At 50.4% G+C, this 5034-nt stretch carries 9 protein-coding genes and 1 pseudogene; all 10 read right to left on the bottom strand.

Translation table 11 applies throughout. The features are described 5' to 3' along the window. The coding region (locus tag RTW80_RS22285) for a DUF927 domain-containing protein (RefSeq protein ID WP_312720225.1) at positions 1 to 1885 on the bottom strand (1885 nt) is incomplete at its 3' end. Next, entirely contained in the window at positions 1872 to 2243 is a 372-nt protein-coding gene (locus tag RTW80_RS22280) for a hypothetical protein (protein WP_001208878.1), read from the bottom strand. The genes RTW80_RS22285 and RTW80_RS22280, both read right to left, overlap by 14 nt. Continuing rightward, positions 2236 to 2577, bottom strand: a complete 342-nt coding sequence (locus RTW80_RS22275; RefSeq protein ID WP_000628967.1) for a hypothetical protein — start codon at positions 2575 to 2577, stop codon at positions 2236 to 2238. Before RTW80_RS22275 ends, RTW80_RS22280 begins: the two co-directional genes overlap by 8 nt. A gap of 10 nt (positions 2578 to 2587) precedes the next feature. Next, a complete protein-coding gene (locus RTW80_RS22270; protein ID WP_001058748.1) occupies positions 2588 to 3190 on the bottom strand; it encodes a hypothetical protein in 603 nt (200 codons plus the stop codon). Then, complete coding sequence (locus RTW80_RS22265) at positions 3183 to 3404, bottom strand: hypothetical protein (protein WP_000181940.1); 222 nt, start codon at positions 3402 to 3404, stop codon at positions 3183 to 3185. Before RTW80_RS22265 ends, RTW80_RS22270 begins: the two co-directional genes overlap by 8 nt. Then, positions 3401 to 3664, bottom strand: coding sequence for a hypothetical protein (locus tag RTW80_RS22260; protein ID WP_001024675.1), 264 nt, complete (start codon positions 3662 to 3664; stop codon positions 3401 to 3403). Before RTW80_RS22260 ends, RTW80_RS22265 begins: the two co-directional genes overlap by 4 nt. Continuing rightward, entirely contained in the window at positions 3661 to 3855 is a 195-nt protein-coding gene (locus tag RTW80_RS22255) for a hypothetical protein (protein ID WP_001065738.1), read from the bottom strand. The genes RTW80_RS22260 and RTW80_RS22255 overlap by 4 nt, the downstream gene beginning before the upstream one ends. Positions 3856 to 4058: 203 nt before the next feature. Further along, positions 4059 to 4253, bottom strand: a complete 195-nt coding sequence (locus RTW80_RS22250) for a host cell division inhibitor Icd-like protein (protein ID WP_001351215.1) — start codon at positions 4251 to 4253, stop codon at positions 4059 to 4061. A gap of 26 nt (positions 4254 to 4279) precedes the next feature. Next, a pseudogene (locus RTW80_RS22245) lies at positions 4280 to 4627 on the bottom strand (ash family protein); the annotation flags it as partial. Between the two features lie 281 nt (positions 4628 to 4908). Continuing rightward, positions 4909 to 5034: DUF4222 domain-containing protein (locus RTW80_RS22240; RefSeq protein ID WP_312720228.1), on the bottom strand; the 126-nt coding region annotated here is incomplete at its 5' end.

Genomic DNA, 5034 nt, shown 5'->3' with positions numbered 1-5034 from the left:
CACCGTTAAATAACGCATAGGCAGACTGTGAAACGCTGACAGGATCAGCGCCCTGACCAACTTCATCAAGCGGCATTAGTCCGTCATTGTGGGCGGCGGCCTCATTTGCCAGCCCCAGCGCGGTTCCGTACCACGTCAGCCGCAGTAAATCAGGGTTGCCGTATAAGCTGCTCGCCACGTTTGCCGTGGTGGTCTTACCTGCGCTCGACTGCTCATAGAAATGAATGCCGAACCCGTCAGCGCCCACCAGCCCAATCAATGGCGCTGCCAGTGCTGCGCCGATCCCGGTCATCATTGAATAGTTACCAAAGGCCAGACGCGCCACGTTATCACGCCAGCTTTTCGCGCTCCCTGAGACGGTATATCCGGCTGCGGCTGAGCTTCTCCCGCTGAACAGCACAGGATTTTCAGGTGTTCCGATGATTTCCCCATCAGGCATGATGTACGCTCCGCATTGCCAGCCAGTGGCATGAGCAACACGCCACAATTCACGAGAGCCACTGCGTTGTAGCCAGTCTGCCAGTATTGCTCTGAGGCTGCTTTTGGTCGTGACATTTACCCCACCAGCTTTAAGTGTGCGCCATCCTTCACGTTCACCAATATCAGCCAGTGGAATGGCAGCGGTTGTCGGCGTTTCAGAACCAAACGACAGCCAGCGAAGAATGAGATACTGGTCTTTATCGTCTCTGCCAGTACCGATAACGCTTAACGGAGAACATAACCAGCTTTCGTTATTGATGATTTCTCCACTCTGGCTGTCAGCTCTCGGAGATACCCAATAAATACCATCCTCGCGGCTTTCTATTCTTGGTTTCAGTGGGTCGGTATCCATAACCTTAAAATCGCTTCTCTCAATGGTCTGTGGCTCCTGTTTCACGCCATTACCCTGTGGTTGGTACATTGACTTATTGAACGCTTCTGTGGCGCATTTAATGCCGTGTTTTTGGTGGTAATCATTCCAGTCTGCTTTGTGATCTGTCGGGGGTAATGCCACCCATCCAGAAACAGATAAAGCTGCTTTTTCTGCTGCTATTCTCCCCGTGTTTTGTCTTCCTTCGCTGTGGTCGTTATCCGCAGCAATGATGATTTGTGCTGAAGGAAATTTATCCCGCAGTACCTGGGCGACATATAACAGGTTCCCGGCATCAATCGCCGCCACTGTCAGCGCCTCTGGACGAATTAAATGGGCAGATAATGCCGTTGCCAGCCCTTCTGCGATTAAGATGCTCTGTGTTGTTTCTGGCGCGTTTATGGCGTGATATGCCCCCCGCTTTGCTGAACCTGTCAGGAGTCTTTTTTCACCATGTGATGTAATAGTCTGTGCTGCTGTGACTGCGCCGGATTTATCCACCAGCGCCAGCAACAGAGATCCATCGGGCAACACGGGGAATGTAAAATCACCTACCCCTTTCGCAACCAGATAATCAGATTTGCCGTTTACAGCCTTTCTGCGCATGTCATCAAACTGACGGGAAAACGTATCCCGTCTTTGTTGTTCGTCCTTCTCTGCCCTTTTCAGGCGCTCCTGTTCGCGTCGCTGGCGCTCGGTTTCCAGTTGTTCCCGTTTCTGGCTGGTGGCTTCTGGTGTTTCCGTTGTCCGGTAATCAATACCCAGAACATCAGCGGCAAGAAGCGCCGCCTCTGTTGTGTCGCAGTTATTTACGCGTTTAATTAAATCCAGCCCATCACCAGCGCCGCACTGATTACAGATGAAGCTACCGCGCCCGTTGTCATCGAACCGGAATCGATCTTTGCCCCCACATGCAGGGCAGGGAGCATGACGGCGCGGAGAGTCAGGGACATTTATGTTCAGGCAGCCCAGCACATGAGGCCAGTTGTTTTCAGACGCACTGATAACCTGACGGATAAGATCAATGTTTCGCATCACCGTACCCCACGTGGTCTATAGCGTTTGCGATATGGCTAACCAGCATCTGCCACTTGGTTATTCCGTAATCAGTCAGCATGCCATCATTGTTTAGCCACATATCAAATTCAGCGGTTGTCGCAAGTTTCCACTTATCGCCGTGGACAGTCCTCATTGCTGGGTACATGAATGCGCAAATCAGATCACAAACATCTGACGGCTTCAGAGATGTAGTAATGGTGCGTCCCTCTGGCGTCTGAATTGCCATTTTCTCTTCACCAGTAGAATGAAGGTTATGAATCCACACAGCACCAGCAATCTTTGCCACCTGCTCTCCGATTGCGGAGCTAAGCGCCATTTCTGCATTTTCACGCATGAGAACCTCCCGCTACAGTTGCGCCCATGTCATTAACCATGCTTTGCCATATCTCACGCCCGACGTCAGTCAATCCGTCCTTAGTGACGCAACGCTCAAGAAGCTCGATCCCCACGGTTTCCCACTGCGGGTAGAACACTTTCATGGCTGCCAGTGTGTAGCTATCGATCAGGCTGCGAACGCCTTTTACTCCATTAACGATTTCCACACGTACGGCCTCGCCGTCCGCATCAACCATGAAATAGTCCCCGCCGCTGGTGGAGGTAATGTGGTTATACAGTGCCGACGCATACTTATTTGCCAGCGCATTCAGTCGGAAATTTTTAGTAATCATGGCTCCATCCTCAGTGCGTCACTGGTTCCGCTGGCATGCCGTTTTCATTCAGTTCAGCTATAAAGCTGTTGTGAAGTTCAGCAAGCGTTTCACGACCAAATGGAGTCAGTGCTCCTTGTTCCACATCCATCATGGCTCTGTAGAAAATGATGGCGCGTTCTGTGCCAGACTCGATGCCAAAACGTTCTATCATCGCTCCCTCAATGTTGTTTGCCATAGCGAGGCGCTCTGCTACTGGATACAGCGGCATGGCGACGATGCCGTTGGAATAAACAGCCACTTCGGAAGGATTGCCAGTATCATCAATGATGCTGACAGTGCCGTTTTCCTCTCTCATTTCCAGCATGAATACTGTTGCGATCAGCCATCTCCACATAATGACGTTATGCTGTGATGTGTAATCGAAATATCCCTGGTTGCCGCCATCGGCAATAGCGAGATGTATTGACATACCTTCATCTGGTTTATCGTCATAATCCCCGGCATCCAGACGATTTACGGCATCAATATATGAGACGGCCTCAACGCGTTCTGTCATGCCATCGTTGCTGCGGTACATGATGTTTACGCCGTCAGGCGTTGCTTCTGTATGGAAAGTTAAGAAATTATTCATGTTTCGCCTCGCCTGAATGATTCTGTAACTCATATTTGCCCAACAATTCGTCCGCTTCCTGAATAGCTTCTGGTACGCCATTGAGCAGTGACATAACCGCGCCAATCATTAACTTGTCTCTGTTGCTGGGGCTGGCCCCTTCAAGCCAGAACCCTAAAACAGTCTGAACCTGTTCGATGCGACATTGCGCTTCAATGAGCTGGATGTTGGTCATTTCGCACTCTCCACATCGATTAAACCGATATCTATCAGGGAGGTAACTTTTTGTAGCCAGCTATTGATTACTGTCGCCTGTTCCCCGCCCACCGAGGGAACAATCTCATTCATCACATGAACCAGACCTGTGCGCGCTCTGGTAAGCCGTTCAGTCGCGCAATCTGCGGGAGTGAATGTGTCTGGATATGGCTCTTCACGCCCCAGCAATGATTCAATTTCCAGCTCACACGGATGACGATAAATTAAGTTGATATTCATTTTTCACCACCAAGAATTACCAGCTCTGCACGGGCATCGTTAACCAAAGATGAGCACGCTTTAATCGCATCCACGACATCAGCAGCGTCCATTTCTTCAGCCGAAAGACTGACAGCAACCAGGACAGCCGCTGCTTGCTCGATTAATTGAAGTGCGGACGTAAGGCGAGGGGTATTAATTGAGTTATTCATTGGTTGCCCCCGTTTTGCATGGCATTTGTCCACCTTCCAGCAGGAAATGAACGTCACGAACGGCGAGGTCCAATATCGCGAGTAACGCCTTCAGTTTTTCGTCTCGTGAGGGAGAGTTGCTCACCAGAATGTCATTAATCACTTCTGTCAGTGTGATGATCTGGCTTGTGCGTTCGAGGGGGTCCATATGCACATCGTAGGTTTTAATCATGTGCCACCTCCATGCGGATACGACCAGCAAAAAAGCAGATGTGATCGCGCACCAGAGAACGGCGAGCATCGCGTTCAGACTCGGCAGCAATATGATGAATTTTGGCGGTAATTGTCGGGCAATCGCGGCGAACTGCGGCGATAATCCAGATAAATTGCGTTTTTTGGGTAGGGGTAGTAGCCAGCATGTGGCAGCCTCCTTCAGATAGCAGGTTACGCTACCACCGGAAACGCCAATTTCGCTGGTGGTAGCCCAGACAGGGTTGGCGTAACCGGCTCTGAAGGATACCGGCGCTTCCGAAGAAGCCCCCGCCTGAGCCACCATTGATTGACAAAGGCGCTGGATTATACACCAACGCCCAAAAAATGGGTGAGTCAGACCTACGACATAAAAAAAGACGCTCGGCGCGTCATATGTCGCCTTCAGAATTTTCAGGACGCCAATCCCGGCACCCGTTTTATGAGGTGCCTTATAACCATAAACCGTGTTGCCGCATAACGGCAAGCTCTTTTTTATGGACTCCGAAAACTCACTATTGGAAGAACCAGAAGCACAGTACATCGCGCTCATTTCGTTAACGTCACGCGCGTGGACGAAGGTTTTTGTGGAGTCATTACACGAGCAGAGAAAGCCATCTACGACCAGAAATTCTCTGGCATAGCCGCTGACCTTCTCAACGCTAACACCATCGACCGTAATTTCTGACATAGTTAAGGCATCCGCTCCTACCACCAGCAAATGATAAACTTTGCTTGTATCTGCTGTATTAATGTCTGACTTTGCTGTCATATTGCTGGATTTTGGCGACATACCAGCCAGTGAAAATATCTTCTTCTGGGCGGTTAGCATTTGTTAACCTCCGCGAACTCCTTCATGAAACGTGCCAGCGGTTGTACGCATGGCGATTGATACCCGTCGCGATAAAACGTCACTCGGTTGTGAGACACGCTTTCGACAGTAACGAGTGC

Origin of the sequence: Escherichia sp. AM3 (genome assembly GCF_032029835.1) — a bacterium.
Classification (GTDB): Bacteria; Pseudomonadota; Gammaproteobacteria; order Enterobacterales; family Enterobacteriaceae; genus Escherichia; species Escherichia coli.
This window is presented reverse-complemented; position numbering and strand designations above follow the sequence as displayed.